Raw genomic sequence first — 20,343 nt, 5'->3', positions numbered from 1 at the left:
TCCTTACTTCACGTCGGGGAACAGCTTGTCAATGGCCGCGTCCACTTCGTCGGGGCCGTCGCCGCCTGCTCCCTCTCGCTGTCCGCCGGTTCCAACGTCGCCCGCTCCGCTCGCGTGCGCGTCGTCGTCGCGGTCCTGAATGTACTTGCCGCCCTGCTTCTTCTGCTCCGCAAGAATCGCTTTCGCAACGTCGCCCGCGGCAATGGGGGTCTTGAACTTTGCGTCCGCCACGATGGTTTCATAGCCCGCAATCGCCACGTCCTCGATGTCCTGAATGCGCTTGCGCTCCGCGTCGGTCGCCGCTTCCTCGATCTGCTTTGTCAGGTCGGGGAAAGCCGCTTTCAGGTCGGCCACGGTCTTAATGTCTTTGATTCCGTCCATGTTCTCTTCGCTCCTTTTCGGTTCATTTATGGTTGGTTTATTTGAAAAACCGCCGTGCGCGCGGGCCGTCGTGCGGTTTAACAACGAAATCGGCATATTCGGATAACGGTTCAGGTCCAGCGAAACGCTGTTGACAACGATTTTCGCGGCGTTTTCAATGGTGGTTTCCGCGTCCTCAAACATCAGCTTGTCGCAAAAGCCAGCGTCAACCGCCTGTTTCCCGTCAAACCAGCTTTCCGTCGCCATAATCGCGGCAACCTCCGCCGCGTCTTTTCCGGTTTTCAGGACATAGGCGTTCACAATAGACTGTTTGACCACTTTTAATTCCTCGGTCATCTTTGCAAGGTCCGCTTCGTTGAAGTAGCCCAGCAAGCCCAAGGACGGGTCATGCACCATGAAAACGCCGTTCCCCGGAATCTCGATCACGTCGCCCGCCATTGCAACGATCGTCGCCGCGGACGCGGCCCATCCGTCGATTTTTACGGTGATCTTTGCCGCGTTGTCCTTTAGGCGGGTGTAAATCGCATTCGCGGCGAACACGTCGCCGCCGCCGCTGTTGATGCGCACAACGATTTCAGGGACCGCCCCCAGCGCGTCCAATTCCTCCGTAAACTGCCGGGGGGTCACTTCGTCGCCCCACCACGTTTCGGAAGCAATGTCGCCGTATAAAATCAGTTCCGGGGCGGCGTTATCTCCCGCCGCGGCCCGGAACGTCCAGAAATGCTTATTCTTTACCTGTTTTTGCTGAGCCTGCGCCCGGCTCTGTTCCTGTGCCATCTGCTTTCGCCTCCCTTAACATTTTTTCTTCCCGTTTGATCTGCGCGGCGTTCCGGTAGAAATCGGACCCGTTCATTTCCATTGCTTCCCGGTCGCGGGTGGAAAATCCGTTCTGCACCCGCTTTTCCGCCGCGGTCACTTCCTGCACCGGGTTCAAAAGCCCCTGCGCCGGGCCGTTCCATTCTGCGCCCGTGTACGCCTTGCGAATGATAGGGTCGCCAAAAAATCCGGGCGCAGGGATTCGTCCCTTTGCCACGGCCTCCGCGAACCATTCTTCGTAGATCGGTTGGCAGAAGTCGTTTGCAAGCCATGTCCGGTACATTCGGAACATTTTCCACGCTTCCAGCAACGCCCCGCGGGACGCGCTGTAAGACGCGTTGAAGTTCTTTACCAATAGTTCATAGGGGATTTCGAGGGCCGCGCCGATCTGCCTGCAAATCGCAACCACGAACCCGTCAAACGCCGTGTTTGGCCTGCCGGGGTTCATGTCGTGCGCTTTTTCTCCCTCGTTCAAGTCCACGATTGCGCCTGGCGCAAGTTCAATCGTGCTGTCGTCGCCCGCGTCCACCTGCGCTTCCTCCGGGATGATCTCGCCAAATGTTCCGTCGCTGGACGCGGATTCCTTTTCGATGAACACCGTGAACATGCCGGAAACTACGGCGGCGACAAGTTCCGCGTCGGTATATCGGCCCAACTGCTTCAACGCTTCAATGACAGGGGCCAGAAACGGCACGCCGCGCCGTTGTCCGATGCGCTCCCGGTTCATAATGTGAAGCACGTTCCGCCGTCCGGTCTTTGCGCCCCATGCTTCAACCCGCGTCCACCCGTATTCGCTTGCATCGTAGGACAACGGATGGTGCTTGCTGATATGGTACGCGATCACCTCGCCCGCGTCGTTGGTTTCCACGCCTCCGACGAAATGCGGGTCAACCGTTCCGTTCGGGTTGCTCAATCGGTCCGCTTCAATCAGACATATTCGCAGGTCATACGGGCAGTTCACCCGCTTTGTCACTGGCAACGTGGCGATCACGTCGCCGCTCATAAGCCAGTTCAGAAAAGCCAGTTGTTGCAGTTCATAGAAATTGTCCAGCCGTTCAAGGTCGCAGGCCGGGGAATCAGCCCACAAGGAAAATTCCCGCTCGATCTTGCGTTCAAGGTCGCGGGCGGTTTCTTCATCCATCCCCAACGCCTCATAGTCAATTTGACTTTTCAGCCGCAACCCCGCGCCGACAACATTTGTCCGGCATGTTTTCAGCGCGCCCGTTGCCAGCGGTACGCCCATGTAAAGATCGCGGCACCGTTGCCGGAGGACGGAAAGGTTCTCTTGTATATCCTCTTTTGCGGACCCGCCGCCATACAACCAGCCCAGCATTGATTTTTTTGTCTGTGACGCGCCGTAGTTGCTGTACCCGCTGTCCAGTATTTCCAGCTTCCGGCGGGCGGCGGCGCGCTTCACGGCCCGTTGCGGCGATACTGCGGCAATCATTCGGTCAAGCGTGTTCAACCCGCTTCGCCTCCTTTGTCATGGTCTTAAAGGTCCCGCGGGACCACACGGAAAACGCGGTTTCGCCCGCCGCGCTTTTCGATGTTTTCCAGCCGCGCAACCTCGTTTTTCCAAAATTCGATTTGTTGCCGGATGTCCGCAAGGTCCGCTTTTGTCAGGCTCCGCGAACCGATGGTGTAGCTTTGGTGTGTCGTAACCTCCAATTCCGCTTCCAGCCATGCGGAAAGGTGCTTTCTTGCGATTTCAAGGCTGATTCCCGCCATTTACAAAATACCTCCGTTGGTTCTTGATCGTCTGCCCCGCCGCTTCTGCGCGGGGGCGGCTGTGGCCGCGTCCCGCTCCGTCCGTTTCAAAACCGGGTTTGCAATTTCCAAAGCGACGGTCGCATAGTTCCGAATATCAAGCGGTTCATTCCGCTTGTACCCGCCGTCTTTCAGCGTCCAGACGTATTGCGCTTTTCCGCGCTTATAGGTGATCACCATTTTTTCGGCGGTCAGGCCGCGGAAATACTCTTGCGTGTACCCCCGGTCCTTTTCACGCGGAAAATGGCAATAATTCGGCCCCTCTTCCTGCACCGCCAGTCGTTGATATAAAAGGGCCTTGCCCGTGTCAACTCCGACAGTGAAAAGAGGGGCTTTGATATTGTTCGCCGTTGACGGCCTATTGAAGTACGGCACTTCCGCGCCGCCTTTTCCCTTGATTGCGAACACACGCCGGGCCGTCCGCTCTTTGCAGAATCGGTAAACCTGTGTCGTGAAGTGTCCGCCGGAATCCACGCAGGCGCAAATAATTTTCAGCCGCCGCCCGTCTGCGGTGGTGAACGTCTGCGAAAGAAACTTGTCCAGTTCATCCCACACGGGCTTCAACTTCAAGTCGCCGTAGATCGCCTGATACTTGATTCCCCAGCTTTCCTTGTCCACGCCCCAGCCGACAACCTCCACTTCAAATCGGTCGTCCTGCACGTCCACGCCCGCGGTCAGCACCAGCACTTCTTCCGGGACCTCGCAATTATAGCGTTCGCGGCGTTTGAAGAGGTCGTCCGTTTCGATTTGTTCGCCCTCTTCCTCCCACGTTTCGCCCATTTCGGTATTTGTCCATACTTTTAGAAGTTCGATGTTTCCTTTTTTCTTCTCTTCGTTTGCGGTCAGAAACTTTTCGACGATTTCCCGCCATTCCACAAAGAGGGAGGCAAGGGCGTTCAAATGGAATCCGCGCACCTTTCGTTCCGGGTGTGCCGCGACGAATTTACCCTTTCCGAACTGCTCTTTCCACTCCGTTTCGCTGGAAACCACGCCGCACGCCGGGCAAGCGCACCCGATTTCGTCCAGCTTGTCCCGGTCGAAAATGATGTTCGCCCACAAAAGCGGCGTGTACGCCCCGCACGCCGGGCAAGGTACGTTCCATTCCTCTTGCGTGCTGTGTTCAAATTCAACGGCGATTCTGGACGTTTCCTTGTTGGTCGGCGTACTCACGCACACTTCTTTCTTGTTCCAAAAGGTCGCAAGCCGCTTCCCGGCCAGCAACAGGGGGTCGCCCTCATTGCCAGCCGTGGCCGGGTATCGGTCGATTTCGTCCGCAAGCAGAATCCGAATCGGGCGGGAGGCGAGGGAGGACGGCGAATTTGCGCCAACCATCGTCACATGACCGCCGGGGAAAATTTTCTGCAAGATCGTGTTCCCGCTGTTCCGGCTCTTGTCGTTCACGCGGTCCCGTAAAGCGGGGGTGTCCCGCAACATCGGGGAAAGGCGGTCTTTGGAGAATGTTTCCGCCATTTGAATGGTCGGTTGCATGACCATGATCGGGGACGGGTCGTAGTGCATATAGTAGCCGATCGGGTTCAGAATCAGCGCGTCCGTTTTCCCGATCTGCGCCGCCGACATGATGACCACTTTTTGAATCCGCATGTCGCAAACTGCGTCCATAATCTCCCGCTGGTATGGGGCCTTTGATGTGCGCCATCGGCCCGGCTCCGCCGACGATTCGGAGGACAAGCGGCGGTATTTGTCCGCCCATTGCGATATGGTCATATTCGGGGGAGGGGCCAGCACCGCAAAAATCCGGGTGAACAGGTCAACCGTCGCTTTTTTCATTGCTGTTCCCCCTTTCCCCGAATGTAGTTTTGAAATCGGAAAGTTCCATCAAGGCTTCGTCGATATGATCTTTCAGCAGGGCGAATATCTCTGCCTTGTCCGTTTTCTTGCAAAGGACCGGGGCCAGCTTTGACGGAATCGCCATCAGGCGGGATTTGAAGTTTACCAGCATATCCGTCATAACGGCTTCGATGTCCGCCGCGGCGTGAAGCGTGTTTTCTTTCAACTGCAATTCGTATTCTTCATTCTTCCGCTTTGCCCGAACCAGCTTCGCCCGCTCGGTGTTGTAATCTATCGTCTCTTCGCTCTCCGGGTTCCTCTTTCGGAGATAATTTATATAGCGGTGGTTCGTGTCGATCAGGTCGTACAAACCGGGGCGAACTTCTGCGATCACCTTTTCGTCGCGTAACTGCCGCACCCGCCGTTCCGACACGTCGAGGAATCGGGCAACCGCTTTCGCGTCGTAAAGTTTCACCGTTTTTCCACCCCTCCCGCGCTTTTTTGGCATACCCCCTTAAAAATTTTCCCGGCCCCGGAAGCGTTCAAAAAAATTTCGTATCTAAAAAAACGCCGGGGCTCGCTGGACCCGCAGGCCGCGCGGCCCGCCGAAAGAACCTATTTCATATTTCCAATTCGTCCGGCTCTTCCGCTTCGTCGTTGATCTCTCCCGTTTCAGGGTCGATGTCGTATGCTCCCGAAAGTTTCTGCTTTGCAAGATTATATTTCCGCTCTTCAAGCCGCAGGCGGCGGCTCTCCATCTCATATCCCTTGATGGAATCAAGCAGTTTGATAATGCGCCCGTGTATTCTGTTCAGTTCGGCTTCTAACTTCATAGCCCGGTCGAATGCGCTTGCCTTTATGACAGTCTGCATTGTCACCGTGTAGCCCTCGCGTTCAAGGGCGCGTTCCTTGTCGCCTGTGGTGTCCTGCAATGCGGCAATCTCCCGTTGCAGGGCTTCCAGCTTCTTTTCCTGCTGTCTGGTTGGTTTCTTTCCGTCGCTCCCGTCCATATCCCAAATCAGGGAATCTTCTTCCCGTTGCAGGGCTTCCAACTTCTCCCGCTGTTGTTCTAATCGTTTTGTCCCTTTTGGGGCGCGCATTTCAACAACGCGGTCAATATAAAGCGCGGCTGGGTCGCCATGTTCCAGCGCGGCAATCTTGTTTTGCAGGTCAGCTTCCTTTGCAACCAGTGTTTGCAGTTCTGCAAGCATATTTGTTTCCGTGTCCAGCGTGATTCCCTCGATATACTCCCGCTGTTCCTGCGGTAGATCGCATAGGCGGACCGTGGAATATGCCCCGTGCGTTTCGGCATTTTTATTCCCTACGGGCGCGCCCGCGCCCACGGCATTTTTATTGCCCGGCTGTCCGCCGCGTTTCCGCTTCGGTTTCTGTGCGTCAAGGTCTGCTTGCCAATTATCAAGGCTTTTCCATTTTCGGACCTGTTCAGCCCTTACGCCGAATTGTTCCGCAAGCTGTTTCGCCGTCATGGTTCCGCCGGATTCAAGCCATGCCCGGCGCACTTTGTCCCGCTCCGGGCTTCTCGCTTTTGCCATTGTCTACGCACCCCCTTTCGTTTGTTTCCTATTTTTCGCCCCGCATACTTCCGCGGAAGCGCGTAAAAAACGGGCCATGTTCAAAACATGGTCCGTTTTCTGCACTCGAACGGCGCGGAGGAATACGCCGCCCGAATCGTTGTGTTCATTTTCCACAATACCAATTTTACCACGGAAAACGGGCAATGGGTGGCAATCTTATTTTTCCGGGAAGCGATAGCGCGAAATGATTTTGTTTGCGCTGAAATTCCTTGCCAGACAGTCCAGCGCGGCGGCGCGGATATTCCGACATTGCCGCGGGCTGTAATTTACTCGCGCCGAAAGACGTTCCCATTGTTCGCCCTCTATGTAAAACCCCTGAATCAATGCTTTTTCGGTGTAATTCAGGCATTTCAATTCTTCCGCAATCTCTGCTTTTATTTTCCCGATTTCCTCTATCTCGCGCCGCAATCGGTCAATGGTCTGTGTGACAGATCGGGGGATATTCAGCACCACACGTTCAACGGGATTTGAAGTCGTGCCTTTCCCGTGCGGCATACCGTCGGAATTGACCGCCCCCAACGTCGAATAATACTGATCTTCGAGGTTCTTAATAACCCGCTCGTTCATTTTGATTGCTTTGTCTGCGTCCCTGTAATAACGCAGGATCACAATAACTTTTTCCCTGTTCACGTCCGCTTCCTCCGCTCTGCTTTAGGGCGGCTTATATATCCGCCGATAAATTCGTGTATTTTCCGCCCGCCGGATTTCCGCCCGGTATCGCTTTTCGATCATCTTTGCCCGCTCCCGTTCCTGCTTCCTCCGCCGGGCGCGCGATTCAATGTCTATCGGCTTCAACTCTTCCGCCAGTTCACGAAATACCGCTGTCAGTTTGTCAAATGCTTCCCGAATCGCACCCGAAATGAAATTTAGTGCGTCCAAAATCTTTTCGGTTGCCTCTTCCGTGGTAATCATTGTTCTTTCCGCGTATTTTCTCGCGGCTTCTCTTATGATTTCGGCCTGCTCCGCAGTAAAACCGGCCAATTCGATTTCGTCCATCTGCGCGCCCTCACGATTCCACCGGGGAACAGCAATAGGAAACCGTACACCGGATTTCGATTTTCCCGCCGCACTTCGGGCATGTCACAGGCTCCCGCCCCTCCGTTCCTCGAATGCTGTATTCGATTGACCGCGCCGCGTCAAACGGTTTTCCGCAGTAAGGGCAAATCCCAAGCCCCGCACTCTGCGTCGCTTGCGGCTTTCGCGTCTGCGCTGGTTTTGCGACGGTTTCTCTGTTGGCCGTGTCTTTTCCCGCCCCGCTCGCTTCCGGCGCGTCCTGCGCGTCCTGTGGGCTTTCCTCCGGCATTTCCCGCCCCGTTTCCTCGTTCCAGTCGATTCCCGGTTGTGGTACGGTGGACGGTATGCAATGCGCCGGGGGCGGTGGTGTCTGCTCCCGCTCCCGGACGGGTTCGGCGGGCGGGGTGTTTTTCTCTTCGTCCTGCGGCGTGGGAGGGGACGGAGCCGCTTGCGGCTTCCGCTCCCGTGCGGCCTTGATGGAAATTTCCCCGGTTCTCTGGTATTCCTCGAACGCGGCCCGCTGGTCCTCTTCCGGCAATCCCGCCAGTTCATAGGCGGTCGAAAGGTTTATGCGGTCTGCTTTCAGTTCTTCTTTGAATTCCGGGGACAGGTGGCGAATGATGGTGTCATACCGCCCGATCTGCGCCGGGCTTGTGTGAAGCACTTTTGCGATAAAATCGCGGGTTCCGTCTGCCTGAACCTCGCTGTCCCCGAACACGGTTGCGACAATTCTTTGCAGGACGGCCACGAACCGCGGGCGGGTCTTTGCCTTTTGTCGCACATTTTCGCCGCCTCACTTCCTGCGCCGCTTCCTGCGCTTCTTTTTGGGTGTCCGGGGCTGGGGTGTGTCCGTCTGCGGCTCCGGCATGATCTCTTCGCAAAGAACTTCGATTTCCTCCACGTCCTCCGGCTGAAAACATAGTGTCGCGCCGGGGTCGTAGGTCCCCGCTGTCCAATCCGCCTTGAACTGTTCAAGGGCGTTTTTGTATCGGGGGAACGGATGGACCTGCTCGGAATGATAAATTGCCATCATCATTCGTTCGTCGTCCTCCGGGTTCCAGTTATGCAGGTGATAGGCTTCGTGGTTGTCATAGTCCCAAAGGGACAGCAGGACCACCAGCCCGTCGAACTCTTCATTCGCCCGCTGAATGCTCTCGAAATCCCGGTATGTCATGCCCTGTCCGGCGTACCTCTCCCGGATTTCCTGAACGGTCTTGCCGCCCGTATGGAGGCGGCACCGAATGACTTTCGGTTGATAGGTCATGTATTTTCACCGTCGCTTTCCGTTGTAGATGACCACCATCGACGGGAACGGGGCGGGGGCGTATGCGTTGCCCTCTTCATCGGTGAAGCGTAGCCGCCCGCGCACGAACCGGATTTCCGCTTTCCCGTATATGTAGTCGTGAAAGTATGCTGTGTCTGTTCTGGCCGGAATCAGAAGAACAACCGTTTTCCCGCTCCGGGCTTCTTCATAGGCTTTACGAACCCATTTCCCGGTTTCCCGTCCGTATGGAGGGTTACACCAAACAGCCCCCCCCGCAAGATTCCAAGGACTATTCAAACCATCGGTTTCCGGCGTGTAGTACGCCGGGCATTTTGCGCTTTTGGCCGTCGCCGCCGCGTCCAGCACAAACCCGAATTCATCATTCAGGCGGTCGAAAAAGTCCTGCGGCGTGCAATAGTCCATTTTCTTACTGCTCAATAATGCCGCGTTCATTCCGCGTCCTCCGTGTCCCGCTCCTTTGCGGCTTTAACCGCCGCCGGAATATCCCCTCGGCCTGCGCCCTCAACCTCCACGCGCACAACGTCGCCCGTTCGATATACTGCAATCTTCCGGGCCGGTCGAATGGCCTTGACGATCTCCACAACAGCACCACCCGCCGCGGCAATCAGCACAACGAATCCCAGCCAAACCCAAAAAGACGAAAAGATAAATCGCAAAAACTCCATGTCATTTCCTCCGTTCCAGCCTGTCGGCTATGTTCAAAATGCCCTCCATTGCGTCACGAATGTTCGCGTCGGCTCCCGCCTCGATAGACAAAACCCGCGCAATGTCCCGCAACTCTTCCGCGGCTTCGACGATCTCCGCCGCCGCGCCGGATTCTTTCATGCAGGCCGGACAAAGCGGCAAGCCCTCCGCCGTCGGCGCGCCGCACTTTTCGCACTTTCGGTTTTTCACCGCCTGCACCCCTATTCCGCGTCCTCACGCTCTACGGCCCATGCGCATTCCGCGCAATCTTCCAGTTCTCCCGTTTCCAGCGGGCAAGGCTCCATTTCGGCCCACTCCGGCTTCCCGCAATCATATTTCATCGGTCGTTCTCCTTTCCTCCGGTATGCCCGCGCAAGGCAAGCATTTTTTCACGAACCAGCTTGTCAACCACTCTTCCCGGCGTTTTTAACCCGCTCATGGTAACAAGGCGGTCAAGGTTGTATGCTGTCTGCGGCGTGACGCGGACCGTCACTTTCTGTCGGTGCTGTTTCCCTTTTTTCATTTCCGGTTTCCCTCCATTTCTCCATGTTGCAGTCCGCCCCGCGAATCCACCGCCCTTCGATCTGGTGGGTGTAGTCCAGAAACAGGACCGCACCATTGAACCGGATTCGGAATGATTCAAGGTCCGCCGCGGTTACGTACTTTCTTCCGAAACATTGCTTCATGTCCCGCCAAATGAACCACGGAACGAAAAAGAAGTCGTTTCCGATTCCAGCGCACACAGCGGCAAGCGCGCCCCGCCGGGAATGGTGTTCCAGCGCGTCTTGCTGGGGCTTTGTTAAAACTTCCTGTTTCATGCGGTCCCCGGTGGTGTACTTCGCTTCAAAGACAATGGACCGCCCGCCGTCCAGCGTCCCTTGAAAGTCCGGTTGCGCTCTGGCCGTGAACCGTCCCTTGAAAATCCCGTCCCGGCTCTTTTCGAGGACCCGGAACGGCTCCGGGGTCTTGTCCACGTCCGCCCGGCCCCGCTCCGAATACAGGGCGCACGCGGCTTTTATGGCCCGCTCGAAAAACTGCCCCTGCGCGTTGTTGACCTTGTTTTGGTAGCGCAAGGCCGCGCGCTGGTGATCTATCATCGTTTATCCCTCCGTTTTCTCCCGCTCCCGTTCGTCATGGTCTGGACAGGGGAACGGCTCTGTCCGGTAGCACTCTTCGCAACATTCGTCGCACACAGCTTCCCCGCGGCGGCGGTAGTATTCGCAAGGGCGGACCCGCTCGACGGGTTTTCCGCATATCGCGCAATTCACGGTTCCACCCCGCTTTCCAGCGCGGCCCGCCGGGTGTGGCGGTCCATTCCCATCATCAGGGATTCAAGTTTCATGGCTTCTTCCCGGCTGATTTCCCGCGGCGGCGGCAATTCATCCTGTTCTTTTCCCTCCGGCGGGAAAATCCCGTTTTTATCAGGAACGCAGAAAAGAACCTGTCCATTTCCTCTTCCAATGCTTCGCGGAAAAAATCATAGTCGAATTGAATTTCCAGCCGTTCCGCCGCGGTGCATTCAATCCCGACTCGCTTTCGCTTTCGCCCCGTGTATTTCCCTACGCAACCATAAGCCGCGCGCCCGGTCACGGAATAGATCACCTGCAAAAGCAACTTCCGTTCAATGGGTGTCTTGTACCTGAACCACTCCATTTCCCGGCGTTCTTCTTCCAGTTCCGCTTCCGTGATTCCGTATTGCTTCATCAGGCGGTCAAGGGTTGCCGCGGCGGATTCCTGTTCCCCGGCAACGCCCCGTTCGGCCAACGCCTGAACCCGCTTGATCTTCTGCAAAATCCGTTCCCGCTCCTGTGTCATGGCTCTACGTCCCCCCATGTGTACGGCTCCCCGCCGCAATTATCGCGGAACAGGCACTTTCGGCAAGCGTCGTCCGCCGTCCTGCCGTCGCAATATTCTTTGATAACGGCAACTGCGGCGTTCAATGCCTGCGCCTGTTCTATCAGGTTGTCCCGCTCCATTCGTGCAACCTCCGTTCACAACTCCACAATTCCGCCGATGTTGTCCGCGTCTGCCCGCGTGACGCTCCGGCGTTTCAGAATTCCCGCAATCACGGTCCCGTACTTTTCCCAGCGCGCCGACACAAGGACGAAATACCGCAATTCCGGGTTCATCGTTGCCCGAACTTTCAAGGCTCCCAAAATCCGGTCGTCAATCTCCATTTTCAGGGGATAGACGGCAATTCTTCCCGTGTCCTTGTCAATTTCGCGGCAAATCGCCATAAGGCGCATAGGCTTCCGCGGCTCTTGCTCCGGGCGGCGCGGCTCCCGCTCGGTCCGTCTGCAATCGCAAAGTTCGCCCGCGTCCAAATGCGCCCCACAATTCGGGCATTCCCGGTAAGGCGTTCCCATGTTGACCACTCCTTTCTATGTGAAATCAAAAAAGCTGATCTGATTTTCTTCTAACTCGAAATTTCTTTCAATGTCCTGCAACCCCTCGAAAACTCGAAATTTTCCCGGCCTCACCGTTTCCGGGTCCATCTGAATCTTCATCATTTCGGCCCATAGTTCCGGGTGGTGCTTTCGCAGGTGCCGCAACTCTCCGTCGCTGGCATTCGGGCAAAAGAAGCACCCCCCCCGCTTTGTAAATTTGTAGATCGGGGACAGCAAACCCCGTTCTTTGCATAGGTTCCGCGCCATTTCCTGCGTATAACCGTATTTGACAAGCAGATAGCGGCCTTGCGCCAATTTTTCTTCTTTGATTCTGTTCTGTTCGTCAACGCAAATTCCCTCGTAGTAAATGGCTCCGGGGTGTTCTTTCTGGAATTTGTTCAGCGGCGGCAATTTACAGTCCCGCTTTATACTGCACCAACCTTGACGGCCCGAAAGCGGGAAACCGTGTTTCTTCCCGGTTCGTGGCCCTTTTATTACCCGCGATTCCATCCACTCGCGCGCCGTCTTTTCCGATCGCAACACGATTGTTTTTACTCCGTGTTGCTCAAAATAAGGAATTGCGGTGTTGTATATGAAATCCCGATGTTCTGGAACTTCCGCCGATCTCCCTTTGTCAAACATGATTTCGCAATAAACAAGTGCCGAAAGCGGTTCTCCCTTTTCGATTGCAAGAATCGCCGTCGCCGTGCTGTCTGCCCCGAATGAACAGGACACGAAATATTCGCTTTTCATCGTCCTGCCCCTATTCTTTCTTCCTCAATTTCAGGTATATTGACCAACCCGTGAAGTCGTTGTATTTGTACTCAATCCCGTAATCTTCGTCCGTCAGGGTCCAGCCGGGATATTTCTTTTCCCAAAACTCCCGCCCCGGACGCTCCCGCGCCCACTTCTCGATCTGCCGCCGATTGTACTTCCCGTCATTCGTCCGACTGGTGGGGCGTTCAAGGTTCTGCGAGGAAGTCCACCGCTTCTTCCCGCCGTTCTGCTTCACAAGGTAGACACAAAGGGCCGCTATGCCGTTTTCATCGGCTTGCAGGCGGTCAGCGTTGCAAAAGCCGATTCGATCACCTTTCTTCTGGCCCTTGCGCTTCCGCTTCCTCCACAACTCTTCCACCGTGTCGCGGTCTAACCCGCCGTTCATAACGATATGGTGATGAATGCGAACGGGGGTGTCGCTGTTTCGTTTGGTGGTGTATGACGTGATCAGCAGGTATTTCAGCGGCGGCAATCCCTCTTTCTCCCTGCGGTATGAAATCCGGCGGAGGTAATTTGTCGCCTCCCGCTCCGCGTCCTCCACCGTGGCAGGAAGATATTTCGGGCTGTATGTAGCCGATACATGAAGCGCGTCCGGGTCGTCCCCGAAATTCAGGTTTCCAAGCTGGATAAAATACCGCCGGGCGTTTATGTCGTTCAGGTTCTTTTGCTTTGGCTCCGATTCTCGCACTTTCTTCGAGCGGGTCCGCCTTGTGGCTCTGTACTGTGCGTCTGTGTACTGGAATATGTCAACTTCCCGGTAACTCTTTCCGCAATAGATTTTCTTTTCTCTGATAAATGTTCGCACTTTGCTTCACCCTCTTTCTGTGGATGATGAAGCGGGCGTGTCCTGTCTTTCCGGTCTGCTCCCTGTCAGGGCGCAAAGGGGGAAGAGGGTTCCTATCCTGCGCCCCCTCCCTCTTCCCCCTTTGCAATCCCCCTTTACCCTCGGCGGCGCAAAAAGAGAAAGTGAAGAGGGAAGAGGACGTGGAGCGGGACCGCTGAACCCGTGCTTTCTTCCTGTCTGCGTAACAAGGCTTCGTCGGAATGATAATACCCATTACAAGCCCGCTACGCCGCATAAAAACGGCGTTGTTTGTTGACTTTTCCGCCGTTTTTTGCTATACTTCTAACAGGTTGATAGATGATTTTTCATCGGCGGAATCCGCTTCGCGTTGCTTTGCAGAACAGCGCGGGGCGGTTTTCTTTATTCGGTTTTCGCGGCGGCGGGGAGGGGGTCAACCCTCCACCGCCTTTTTGTCTGCCTCTTCCTGCGCGATCTCTTCCGCGTCCTGCTTTGACCGGAACAGGGCGGCAACCGCCGCGCCCAGCGCGTCGCCCCACAAATAGGGCGGATAATCGTTCAGCGCGGACATGATCGCGTCCACGGCTTCCAGCTTCATTTCTTCGCGGCGTGCGGCCTGCTCCGCTTCGTCGTTCTCTCCGGGGATAGATACCGAAATTTCAGATTTCAGATAGCAAAGCGGGCGAACGCCCCTGTAGCCGTCGTACGCGTCGCTCCAGTCCATCGCGCCGGAGGAAGAGACGCCGCGGACGTCGTACGAATATTCAGGGTCACACGTCCACGGGGTCAGGTTCCAGCACCATTCGTCCACGGGCGGGGTGATCTCCCGATACTTGCGGCAAAGCACGTCGGACCGCAAAGCGATCTTGTCCACGGCGGTTCCGTAATCGGTCATTCCGTCGTCGGCGGTCAAGTCGCTTTCCCAATCGAGGAACGCGGCTCGGTCCGCACCCTCCGCAACCAGCGCGTCAAGGAACGCCCCGTTCAGTTCCCGGCGCAAAGAGGATTTTCGCCAGTCGTTGCAGTTCTCTTCATCGAACGCCCGGTGAAAAACAGGCTCCGCCGCCAGACAAAGCGTTCCCGCGCCGATGTCCTCGAATTTGACCCACTCAATGCCGCCATACAGAAAGCGATCGCCCGGTTTCAGTTCAGCAAGTTTTTTCATGGTCCTTTTCCTCCCGAAAAATAGATTTGATTTCCTTGATATAGTCCCGCACCGTTTCGGAAATTGTGTAGTAGAACACGGGGAGGAAGAGGGCGAAAACCTCGCCGCCGATCGCCTTATATCCCCGTTCTGTCATGGCGTAGGCCGCACCCGCTCGAAACAGCAGGACCCCGGCCACGGTCAGGGCCGCATATTTCGCCACGGTCCAGCCGCTCAGCCGAACGCGCCGCCGGGTGTGCTTCTGGCTCCGCCGCCGCGGGTGGGCTTGTCCCGCTCCAATGGTGATTGTTCTGATTTCCTGCGTCATGGTGTCGCCTCCACAAAATTGATTCGGTCCGCCGCCGCGATTGCAACGGCGCGCCCGTTCCGGTCCAGCAGTTCGCCTTGCACGTGAAGTCCTTTCCCGTCCGTGGTCTTTCGGTAAATCACCGCCGTTATTTTCTGATAGGTGATACCGCCGAACGCAACCGGGCGTTCATCCAGAAAAGCCCGCTTCAATTCATTCACTGTCACGGCGCGCACCGCCTTTCCGGGAAATCTCGTATTCCGCCCCGTAGCGGCGGCGTTTGCACCGCCAGCAGGTAATTTTCATATTGACCCCGCCGCCCACGCGCTTTATATCGTGCTTCCCGGCCTTTTTCAGTTCGAGGAAGCAGGGCAAGCAGAACTGACGCTTCACAGCTTCACCCCCTCTTTGATTTTCAAATAGAATTCCTCCGGGGTCATATCCGCCGGAACGGTCAAACTGATTGTGTGAAACTGCTTACGGCATTTCGTACATTCCCGCCGCTCGATTGCCCCCACGGTCCAGATATTCACGCTTCCGCCGTGGCCGTGGAAAAGTCCGATTTCTCCGCAATGTGGGCAGACAACACGCAACCCGTTCTTCACGATCTCGCCGGATTCTCCGTAGATCACGCCGTTTGTGGCCTCTTGCTCTACGTTCTTCATTTCGGTTCCCTCTCGATCACTTCACAATCCGCGGCGCGGATTCCCAAATAGTTCCCGCCGTGGTGGATGAAATAGACTGTTTCGCCGTCCCCGGTCGTCGATACTCCTTGCACGTAGAAAACCCGGCCTTTCTCAACAAGTGGAATTTTTGTATCGCGGGTGATTCGGATTTTCACGCCGTCACCCTCTTTCCCAAATCCGCTTGACTTCCTCGCAACAGTAGTCCGCCCCGTTGGTTAGCACCCAATCTTTCAGATCGTCCCGCTGGGCGCGCTTGCAATGCCGTTCCAGCGCGTCGAAATCGTCTTGCAGGGTTTCGGGGTTCAGGTATTTCACACTCGTTCCCGTGGCGCAGGCCAGTTCAGCAGAAACCACAATGCACCCCGTCCCGTCGTAGGTGTCCGGGTGAATGCGGACAAGCAGACTTCCCAATCTCATTTTGAAGTAGCCGGGCATTGCGACTTCTTCTTTTTCAAGGCCCTTTGCGGTCCCGAATTCCTGCATTGCCACGGCGCGGGCTTTTGTGGCCGTCAGCTTCACGCCGCCGGGGTAGTCTTTTTTCTTCACTTTGCCGCCCCTCTTTCTACGGTCAGAATTTCCGCGAGTTGTGCGCCTCTGATATGTCGGAAATCGAACAACCCGAACAGCTTTTCCCACGCGGCTTTCGGCCCATCTGCATTGATGACGGCCCCCGTGGTTTCCCCGCTATACCACGTGACGATTACGGAATATTTCATCATTGCGCCTCCCGCTCGAATCGAATCTTCATTTGTGCGGGGTAAAGGTCAACCGTTGGCCGTCGTCTCCCGGTCCACCGCAACCCCCCGGCTTGTCCTACGCATTTCCAGCCTGCGAATCGTCGGGTCCTGAATGAGTTCCGATAGATGTTTGATGAACCAGCGCGCTTCCTCCGGCTCCGAAAATGTGATTACATTTCCGCCGTCCATCGCCCCGATCTCAATTGCTCCCGTTTCATGGTCTTTCCCCATGAAATAGCGGAACATGGGCCGCAAACGTTCTGTTTCCGCTTCCTGCTCCGTGGTTATCAGCTTTTCGGCTTCCGCAGGGTCAATTTCGATCACGTTCGGTTCCGTCTGTTCCGTGGTTTTGTCGCTCGTGTGCGTCCCCTGTTCGCATTGCTCCGCTTCAAGGGTCAGCCACCAACTGGGGTTATTCCTGAACCGCTGGTATCGGCAAATCGGGTCGCACGTCACTTGTCCGCACCCGGCGCAGAAATTACGTTGAAATTCTGTGTCCCACGGTCCCTCCAAGTACGGAAGAGAGGCAAGGAACGCGCCCAGCACTTCCGGGCTTTTGGTGATCTCTTCAAAATTAGTTGCCAACTCGCACGCCTCCTTTAGCGTTCGCCGCGGCGGGCTTCCCGCGCCGCTTGAAATTCTCCTGAACCCTCTGTTGCGCAAGAACGGGGTTGTACTCCCTCCGCTGGTTGCGGTCAAGCCCTCCCGTTTCTCCGCGCTTCAACTCGCGGTAGACCGTCGCCGTTGTCACGCCAAGCCCTGCGGCAATGTCGGCCACGCGGTCCCCGTTCAGGTATCGGACGGCAATCTGCTCCCGGTCCCGAAAGTCTATGTATCTGTACTGCCGCACCACATTTCACCCCCGTTCTGTTTCTGCTTCCCGTGGGCGCGGTTGTGGTACACCGCGCCCACGGCCTTTCATTCGTAAACTTGATAAATCTCGCCGTTTTTCATCAGCCACGCCCGCCCCGAACAGTTAAAGCGGATGAAGTTCCAGTCCGTCGCGTCATAGTACGGGGTCCCGATGATTTTTACCCTGCTTGCCTCGAACCCGAATTCCTCGCAAACTTCAATCCGCGCGGCCTCTTCGGTGATCTCTTCGGAACAGTTATTGACCTCCCATTTCTCGCGGCCCACTTGATACGCAATAACCGCTTCCGGTCTATTCACGCACCATCTGTAATGCGCGTACTGCATAACGTCGCCCGCAGTCAGCCGCCCCGCGTTCACGTGTTCCATGACCGTCTCGTAAAGCCCCGACGCGTCAACCAGTTTCCCGCGGCTCATAACCTCCGCCGCAAACTCTTCTTCTGTCAGGGTGATTCCGTGTTGTGCTTTCCACGCCCGGTCATAGCCATCTTTTAGCGCGTCGCTCGAATCGTACAAATATCCGTTATCCAGCACGAATTTTTCAAACGGTTTCAGATTTGCGAAATCCGCCGTTTCCCTGATTTTCTCGGCCAGCAAGTCACCATATCCTGGAACTGCCCCCACATTCTCCGGGAGGTCCGCCCGCTCGCTTTCATCGTAAATCCGGCTATCCGGGTGCTTGTCGCTCCAAAACTCGATGCGCCCGCCGTCGTTCACCTCGTAGAACGTCCCGTTCTCTTCCGTCGTGTAGGTCTTTCGGATTACGTTCCCCTCCAATGTGGATTTTTCTTTGTAATGAACTCCACCGATGATTTCCGCTTTCGCGGCCTCGTACTCTTCAAAAGAAACGTGCGTCATGTCGGTTCCTCCCTTGTATTTCCGGCTCTGTTATGGTAAAAAAATAAATGCGATAGAACTTGCACCCGTCATTCGACGTGGTGTTTGTTCTTTCGCATTTAATATTACAAGGCGCGATGCAAAAAACTTAGCCGCATCCATTCCCGGCTGCGTCCTCCACGCCATCTGTAACGTGGATACCTCCCGTCTCCGGGCGGTGGCAGAGGAATTGGGCGTTTCTCATACTTACACCGATTTTGCCGCCATGTGCGCCGATCCGGAGTTGGACGGCATCGTCATCGTCTCCCCCTCTTTTCTTCATGTGGAGCAGATCAAAATTGCCATGGAGCACGGCAAGCACGTTTTCTGTGAAAAGCCTCTGGGCACCAATGTGGCTCAGTGCAAGGAAGCTGAAAAGGTTGTTGAGGCCCATCCGGAACTGGTGTTCCAACTGGGCTTCATGCGCCGGTTTGACCCCTCCTATGCTGAGGCCAAGCGCCGTGTGGACGCCGGTGAAATCGGCAAGGTGGTGCTGGTCCGCTCCTGCACCCAGGATCCCCGCAGCACCATTGAATCCACACTGAAATTCCTCCCCCACTCTGGCGGCCAGTTCCTGGACATGTGCGTCCACGATCTGGATCTGATCCGCTGGTTCACCGGCTCTAACATCCGTAACGTCTGGGCCATCGGTGGTGTCTTTGAGTTCGACCTCTGTCGGGAACTGCATGACACAGACAATGCCGCCGCCATGGTCCAGTGCGAAAACGGCGCCATGGGCTTTCTCTTTGCCAACCGCACCCATGCAGCAGGCTGCAATGTAGAGACGGAAATCGTCGGAACCCACGGCACGCTGCGCATCGCCCCCGTGGGCGCCCGGAACCTGCTGCAGGTCGTGGATGAGCATGGTGCGCGGCAGGAGTACTATCCGGACTTCATGTCCCGCTGGCACACCGCTTTTCTGGCTGAGATGCAGGCGTTTACGGACCACATCCGTACCGGCACACACCCTGCGGACCTGACGGTCTACGACGGCACCGCCGTATCCGAGGCGGCCTATCGCTGCAAGGAATCCTTTGAGACCGGCAAAATGCTCCCCATCCGCTGAGCCGCACTGCAAAAGTAATACTTCTTCCAACGCAAAAGCAGGAGGATCTTCCCGGAACTCCGGGGGATCCTCCTGCTTTTCAAATGGCATACAGGCCCCGTTATATCTGTCTCTTACCGGCGCCCGCCGCGGAAAGAGCCTCCGCGTCTCCCCCCGCCGCTGCGGAAGGAGCCTCCGCCAAAGCCGCCGCGACGGCCGCCGCTTCCCCGGAAGGTCCCTCCGCCGAGGCTGCCCCGGGACCCTCTGGCACTCCCGAAGGAGCCTCCGCCGAACATGCCTCCCCGGCTGCCGCCGAAGCCGACCCCGCCGAATGTTCCGCCGGAGGGCGGCCGGCGCGGTGGCTTTGGCGGTCTTGGAGGACGGGGTGGCCTGGGCCGCTGGGGCCGTCCCCAGAAGATGGGGTAGTACAGCACCGTGGGCCGTCCCATACCGGGCCGCAGATACCGCCGGCGGTAGCGGGAGTACCGCATTCCGTCCAGGATCACCCACAGCACCAGCAGCACCACTAGCAGCACCACAACGCCGCTCACCAAGGACCCAAAGGCCGGCGCCACATAGCCGTGGGTCTCCGTATAGTAGTACCCGCTGCCGCTGGAATAGGTCTCCCGGACGGCAGGGATATACCCCTCCCGGATCGTGACGCCGTAGAAGTCGGCAAACCAGGCGATGAAGGCATCAAAAGTCGCCTTCACACCGGCGTCGTACTCCCCGGCAGCGAAATCATTCTCCAGGTAATAGGACTGCAGACTCATGAAATCGTCCGCGTGGCTCTCCAGCCCGGTCCCCACCACCACGCAGTAGTCGCCCATCAGGCCGCTTTGGGAGATGTTGTCCAGCGCCAGCAGCATCACCACGCCGTTGTTCCGCTCTGCGGAGCCTACGCCATAGCTGTTCCCCAGATCCGAGGCATAGTCCATGATGTCCGCGCCGCCAGTGGAGTTCACCACACTTACCAGGATCTGGGCCCCGGTCTGGGCAAACAAGGAGGCGTTCATGGCGTCGATATGCTCCATGGTCTCATCCGTCAGCACCCCGGCGTAGTCATATACATACGTATAGGACCCCACAATGGCGGTGGACGCCTGGCCTCCGGTGTCCGGCTTCTTGGCCTGCCCAATCACCACCCCGGCCACGATGGCTAAAATCAGCACCACCGCCGCCACGGCCCGTTTCTGAAAAAACTTCATAAGCGTATGTCCTCTCCGTCCCTTCCCCGCAAGCGGGAAAGGGGGCTAAGGGAAAGCCTCCGGTTTTCCCCAGTTCTTCCGCCATTGGCGAAAGAAGAAATTTGAATCATTTTCACCGCAGCGTGTACGTGGCGAAACTACCTTGATCCAAGCGCCCCGGGCGCGTTCACCAGT

General features: G+C 56.7%; 31 protein-coding genes. 1 reads left to right on the top strand and 30 read right to left on the bottom strand.

The window, feature by feature from the left end:
• Positions 1-3: 3 nt before the first annotated feature.
• From ACLTXB_RS03665 to ACLTXB_RS03525, 29 genes are all read right to left on the bottom strand, one after another.
• On the bottom strand, positions 4-1,158 hold the full coding sequence (locus ACLTXB_RS03665) for a head maturation protease, ClpP-related (protein WP_412260520.1): 1,155 nt from the start codon (positions 1,156-1,158) through the stop codon (positions 4-6).
• Positions 1,106-2,662, bottom strand: coding sequence for a phage portal protein (locus ACLTXB_RS03660; RefSeq protein ID WP_412260517.1), 1,557 nt, complete (start codon positions 2,660-2,662; stop codon positions 1,106-1,108). Before ACLTXB_RS03660 ends, ACLTXB_RS03665 begins: the two co-directional genes overlap by 53 nt.
• 26 nt (positions 2,663-2,688) lie before the next feature.
• On the bottom strand, positions 2,689-2,925 hold the full coding sequence (locus ACLTXB_RS03655) for a DUF6148 family protein (RefSeq protein WP_195278206.1): 237 nt from the start codon (positions 2,923-2,925) through the stop codon (positions 2,689-2,691).
• Complete coding sequence (locus tag ACLTXB_RS03650; RefSeq protein WP_412260514.1) at positions 2,926-4,752, bottom strand: phage terminase large subunit family protein; 1,827 nt, start codon at positions 4,750-4,752, stop codon at positions 2,926-2,928. It lies immediately after the preceding gene.
• Positions 4,733-5,227 carry a hypothetical protein gene (locus ACLTXB_RS03645; RefSeq protein WP_148337749.1) on the bottom strand — a complete coding sequence of 165 codons (495 nt, stop codon included), beginning with the start codon at positions 5,225-5,227 and terminating at the stop codon, positions 4,733-4,735. Before ACLTXB_RS03645 ends, ACLTXB_RS03650 begins: the two co-directional genes overlap by 20 nt.
• 145 nt (positions 5,228-5,372) lie before the next feature.
• A complete protein-coding gene (gene terS / locus ACLTXB_RS03640; RefSeq protein ID WP_412260511.1) occupies positions 5,373-6,305 on the bottom strand; it encodes a phage terminase small subunit in 933 nt (310 codons plus the stop codon).
• A gap of 198 nt (positions 6,306-6,503) precedes the next feature.
• Positions 6,504-6,977 carry a hypothetical protein gene (locus ACLTXB_RS03635; RefSeq protein WP_412260508.1) on the bottom strand — a complete coding sequence of 158 codons (474 nt, stop codon included), beginning with the start codon at positions 6,975-6,977 and terminating at the stop codon, positions 6,504-6,506.
• A 21-nt stretch (positions 6,978-6,998) separates the two neighbouring features.
• Positions 6,999-7,343 (bottom strand): hypothetical protein, encoded by a 345-nt coding sequence (locus ACLTXB_RS03630; protein WP_412260506.1) that lies wholly within the window; start codon positions 7,341-7,343, stop codon positions 6,999-7,001.
• A 10-nt stretch (positions 7,344-7,353) separates the two neighbouring features.
• A complete protein-coding gene (locus tag ACLTXB_RS03625; RefSeq protein WP_428226109.1) occupies positions 7,354-8,109 on the bottom strand; it encodes a hypothetical protein in 756 nt (251 codons plus the stop codon).
• A 45-nt stretch (positions 8,110-8,154) separates the two neighbouring features.
• Complete coding sequence (locus ACLTXB_RS03620; protein WP_412260500.1) at positions 8,155-8,625, bottom strand: hypothetical protein; 471 nt, start codon at positions 8,623-8,625, stop codon at positions 8,155-8,157.
• Between the two features lie 6 nt (positions 8,626-8,631).
• The gene (locus ACLTXB_RS03615) at positions 8,632-9,078 is read right to left on the bottom strand and encodes a DNA N-6-adenine-methyltransferase (RefSeq protein ID WP_289026639.1); all 447 of its coding nucleotides are present in this window, start codon (positions 9,076-9,078) and stop codon (positions 8,632-8,634) included.
• Entirely contained in the window at positions 9,075-9,311 is a 237-nt protein-coding gene (locus ACLTXB_RS03610; protein WP_412260497.1) for a hypothetical protein, read from the bottom strand. Before ACLTXB_RS03610 ends, ACLTXB_RS03615 begins: the two co-directional genes overlap by 4 nt.
• A 1-nt stretch (position 9,312) precedes the next feature.
• Positions 9,313-9,540, bottom strand: coding sequence for a hypothetical protein (locus tag ACLTXB_RS03605; RefSeq protein WP_412260494.1), 228 nt, complete (start codon positions 9,538-9,540; stop codon positions 9,313-9,315).
• A gap of 242 nt (positions 9,541-9,782) precedes the next feature.
• Positions 9,783-10,427, bottom strand: a complete 645-nt coding sequence (locus ACLTXB_RS03600; protein WP_412260492.1) for a Holliday junction resolvase RecU — start codon at positions 10,425-10,427, stop codon at positions 9,783-9,785.
• A gap of 241 nt (positions 10,428-10,668) precedes the next feature.
• Positions 10,669-11,145, bottom strand: a complete 477-nt coding sequence (locus tag ACLTXB_RS03595; protein ID WP_412260489.1) for a DUF2786 domain-containing protein — start codon at positions 11,143-11,145, stop codon at positions 10,669-10,671.
• Between the two features lie 176 nt (positions 11,146-11,321).
• Positions 11,322-11,567, bottom strand: coding sequence for a hypothetical protein (locus ACLTXB_RS03590; RefSeq protein ID WP_428226108.1), 246 nt, complete (start codon positions 11,565-11,567; stop codon positions 11,322-11,324).
• 144 nt (positions 11,568-11,711) lie between these two features.
• A complete protein-coding gene (locus tag ACLTXB_RS03585; RefSeq protein ID WP_412260484.1) occupies positions 11,712-12,470 on the bottom strand; it encodes a phosphoadenosine phosphosulfate reductase in 759 nt (252 codons plus the stop codon).
• A gap of 10 nt (positions 12,471-12,480) precedes the next feature.
• On the bottom strand, positions 12,481-13,299 hold the full coding sequence (locus ACLTXB_RS03580) for a hypothetical protein (protein ID WP_412260482.1): 819 nt from the start codon (positions 13,297-13,299) through the stop codon (positions 12,481-12,483).
• A gap of 430 nt (positions 13,300-13,729) precedes the next feature.
• Entirely contained in the window at positions 13,730-14,461 is a 732-nt protein-coding gene (locus tag ACLTXB_RS03575; protein WP_412260479.1) for a mucin-5AC, read from the bottom strand.
• The gene (locus tag ACLTXB_RS03570) at positions 14,445-14,768 is read right to left on the bottom strand and encodes a hypothetical protein (RefSeq protein ID WP_412260477.1); all 324 of its coding nucleotides are present in this window, start codon (positions 14,766-14,768) and stop codon (positions 14,445-14,447) included. Before ACLTXB_RS03570 ends, ACLTXB_RS03575 begins: the two co-directional genes overlap by 17 nt.
• Complete coding sequence (locus ACLTXB_RS03565; RefSeq protein ID WP_428226107.1) at positions 14,765-14,968, bottom strand: hypothetical protein; 204 nt, start codon at positions 14,966-14,968, stop codon at positions 14,765-14,767. The genes ACLTXB_RS03570 and ACLTXB_RS03565 overlap by 4 nt, the downstream gene beginning before the upstream one ends.
• A complete protein-coding gene (locus tag ACLTXB_RS03560; protein ID WP_412260471.1) occupies positions 14,961-15,140 on the bottom strand; it encodes a hypothetical protein in 180 nt (59 codons plus the stop codon). The genes ACLTXB_RS03565 and ACLTXB_RS03560 overlap by 8 nt, the downstream gene beginning before the upstream one ends.
• Positions 15,137-15,412 (bottom strand): hypothetical protein, encoded by a 276-nt coding sequence (locus tag ACLTXB_RS03555; protein WP_412260468.1) that lies wholly within the window; start codon positions 15,410-15,412, stop codon positions 15,137-15,139. Before ACLTXB_RS03555 ends, ACLTXB_RS03560 begins: the two co-directional genes overlap by 4 nt.
• The gene (locus ACLTXB_RS03550; RefSeq protein WP_412260466.1) at positions 15,409-15,588 is read right to left on the bottom strand and encodes a hypothetical protein; all 180 of its coding nucleotides are present in this window, start codon (positions 15,586-15,588) and stop codon (positions 15,409-15,411) included. The genes ACLTXB_RS03555 and ACLTXB_RS03550 overlap by 4 nt, the downstream gene beginning before the upstream one ends.
• 4 nt (positions 15,589-15,592) lie before the next feature.
• Positions 15,593-15,979, bottom strand: coding sequence for a hypothetical protein (locus ACLTXB_RS03545; protein WP_412260463.1), 387 nt, complete (start codon positions 15,977-15,979; stop codon positions 15,593-15,595).
• A complete protein-coding gene (locus tag ACLTXB_RS03540) occupies positions 15,976-16,149 on the bottom strand; it encodes a hypothetical protein (protein ID WP_412260461.1) in 174 nt (57 codons plus the stop codon). The genes ACLTXB_RS03545 and ACLTXB_RS03540 overlap by 4 nt, the downstream gene beginning before the upstream one ends.
• Before the next feature lie 48 nt (positions 16,150-16,197).
• Positions 16,198-16,755, bottom strand: a complete 558-nt coding sequence (locus ACLTXB_RS03535; protein ID WP_412260458.1) for a hypothetical protein — start codon at positions 16,753-16,755, stop codon at positions 16,198-16,200.
• Positions 16,745-17,023: a helix-turn-helix domain-containing protein gene (locus ACLTXB_RS03530; protein ID WP_428226106.1), complete on the bottom strand. Its 279-nt coding sequence runs from the start codon at positions 17,021-17,023 to the stop codon at positions 16,745-16,747. Before ACLTXB_RS03530 ends, ACLTXB_RS03535 begins: the two co-directional genes overlap by 11 nt.
• A 65-nt stretch (positions 17,024-17,088) precedes the next feature.
• Positions 17,089-17,898, bottom strand: coding sequence for a hypothetical protein (locus tag ACLTXB_RS03525; RefSeq protein ID WP_412260452.1), 810 nt, complete (start codon positions 17,896-17,898; stop codon positions 17,089-17,091).
• On the opposite strand from ACLTXB_RS03525, the gene ACLTXB_RS03520 reads away from it, so the two are divergent.
• Complete coding sequence (locus ACLTXB_RS03520) at positions 17,849-18,982, top strand: Gfo/Idh/MocA family protein (RefSeq protein ID WP_412260449.1); 1,134 nt, start codon at positions 17,849-17,851, stop codon at positions 18,980-18,982. The two genes, ACLTXB_RS03525 and ACLTXB_RS03520, sit on opposite strands and share 50 nt — an antisense overlap.
• A 113-nt stretch (positions 18,983-19,095) precedes the next feature.
• Here ACLTXB_RS03520 and ACLTXB_RS03515 read toward each other — a convergent pair whose 3' ends face one another.
• On the bottom strand, positions 19,096-20,169 hold the full coding sequence (locus ACLTXB_RS03515; protein ID WP_412260446.1) for a TPM domain-containing protein: 1,074 nt from the start codon (positions 20,167-20,169) through the stop codon (positions 19,096-19,098).
• Positions 20,170-20,343: the final 174 nt, after the last annotated feature.

This window comes from Flintibacter sp., assembly GCF_046973065.1.
This window is presented reverse-complemented; position numbering and strand designations above follow the sequence as displayed.

Bases quoted from the DNA above. Each gene is read 5' to 3' on its own strand.
- ACLTXB_RS03615 (WP_289026639.1), bottom strand. From the start codon at position 9,078: ATGAACGCGGCATTATTGAGCAGTAAGAAAATGGACTATTGCACGCCG.
- ACLTXB_RS03520 (WP_412260449.1), top strand. From the start codon at position 17,849: ATGATTTCCGCTTTCGCGGCCTCGTACTCTTCAAAAGAAACGTGCGTC.
- ACLTXB_RS03610 (WP_412260497.1), bottom strand. From the start codon at position 9,311: ATGGAGTTTTTGCGATTTATCTTTTCGTCTTTTTGGGTTTGGCTGGGA.
- ACLTXB_RS03600 (WP_412260492.1), bottom strand. From the start codon at position 10,427: ATGATAGATCACCAGCGCGCGGCCTTGCGCTACCAAAACAAGGTCAAC.
- ACLTXB_RS03590 (WP_428226108.1), bottom strand. From the start codon at position 11,567: ATGGCGATTTGCCGCGAAATTGACAAGGACACGGGAAGAATTGCCGTC.
- ACLTXB_RS03595 (WP_412260489.1), bottom strand. From the start codon at position 11,145: ATGACACAGGAGCGGGAACGGATTTTGCAGAAGATCAAGCGGGTTCAG.
- ACLTXB_RS03540 (WP_412260461.1), bottom strand. From the start codon at position 16,149: ATGAAATATTCCGTAATCGTCACGTGGTATAGCGGGGAAACCACGGGG.
- ACLTXB_RS03620 (WP_412260500.1), bottom strand. From the start codon at position 8,625: ATGACCTATCAACCGAAAGTCATTCGGTGCCGCCTCCATACGGGCGGC.
- ACLTXB_RS03525 (WP_412260452.1), bottom strand. From the start codon at position 17,898: ATGACGCACGTTTCTTTTGAAGAGTACGAGGCCGCGAAAGCGGAAATC.
- ACLTXB_RS03655 (WP_195278206.1), bottom strand. From the start codon at position 2,925: ATGGCGGGAATCAGCCTTGAAATCGCAAGAAAGCACCTTTCCGCATGG.
- ACLTXB_RS03630 (WP_412260506.1), bottom strand. From the start codon at position 7,343: ATGGACGAAATCGAATTGGCCGGTTTTACTGCGGAGCAGGCCGAAATC.
- terS (WP_412260511.1), bottom strand. From the start codon at position 6,305: ATGGCAAAAGCGAGAAGCCCGGAGCGGGACAAAGTGCGCCGGGCATGG.
- ACLTXB_RS03570 (WP_412260477.1), bottom strand. From the start codon at position 14,768: ATGACGCAGGAAATCAGAACAATCACCATTGGAGCGGGACAAGCCCAC.
- ACLTXB_RS03665 (WP_412260520.1), bottom strand. From the start codon at position 1,158: ATGGCACAGGAACAGAGCCGGGCGCAGGCTCAGCAAAAACAGGTAAAG.
- ACLTXB_RS03555 (WP_412260468.1), bottom strand. From the start codon at position 15,412: ATGAAGAACGTAGAGCAAGAGGCCACAAACGGCGTGATCTACGGAGAA.
- ACLTXB_RS03515 (WP_412260446.1), bottom strand. From the start codon at position 20,169: ATGAAGTTTTTTCAGAAACGGGCCGTGGCGGCGGTGGTGCTGATTTTA.
- ACLTXB_RS03575 (WP_412260479.1), bottom strand. From the start codon at position 14,461: ATGAAAAAACTTGCTGAACTGAAACCGGGCGATCGCTTTCTGTATGGC.
- ACLTXB_RS03650 (WP_412260514.1), bottom strand. From the start codon at position 4,752: ATGAAAAAAGCGACGGTTGACCTGTTCACCCGGATTTTTGCGGTGCTG.
- ACLTXB_RS03585 (WP_412260484.1), bottom strand. From the start codon at position 12,470: ATGAAAAGCGAATATTTCGTGTCCTGTTCATTCGGGGCAGACAGCACG.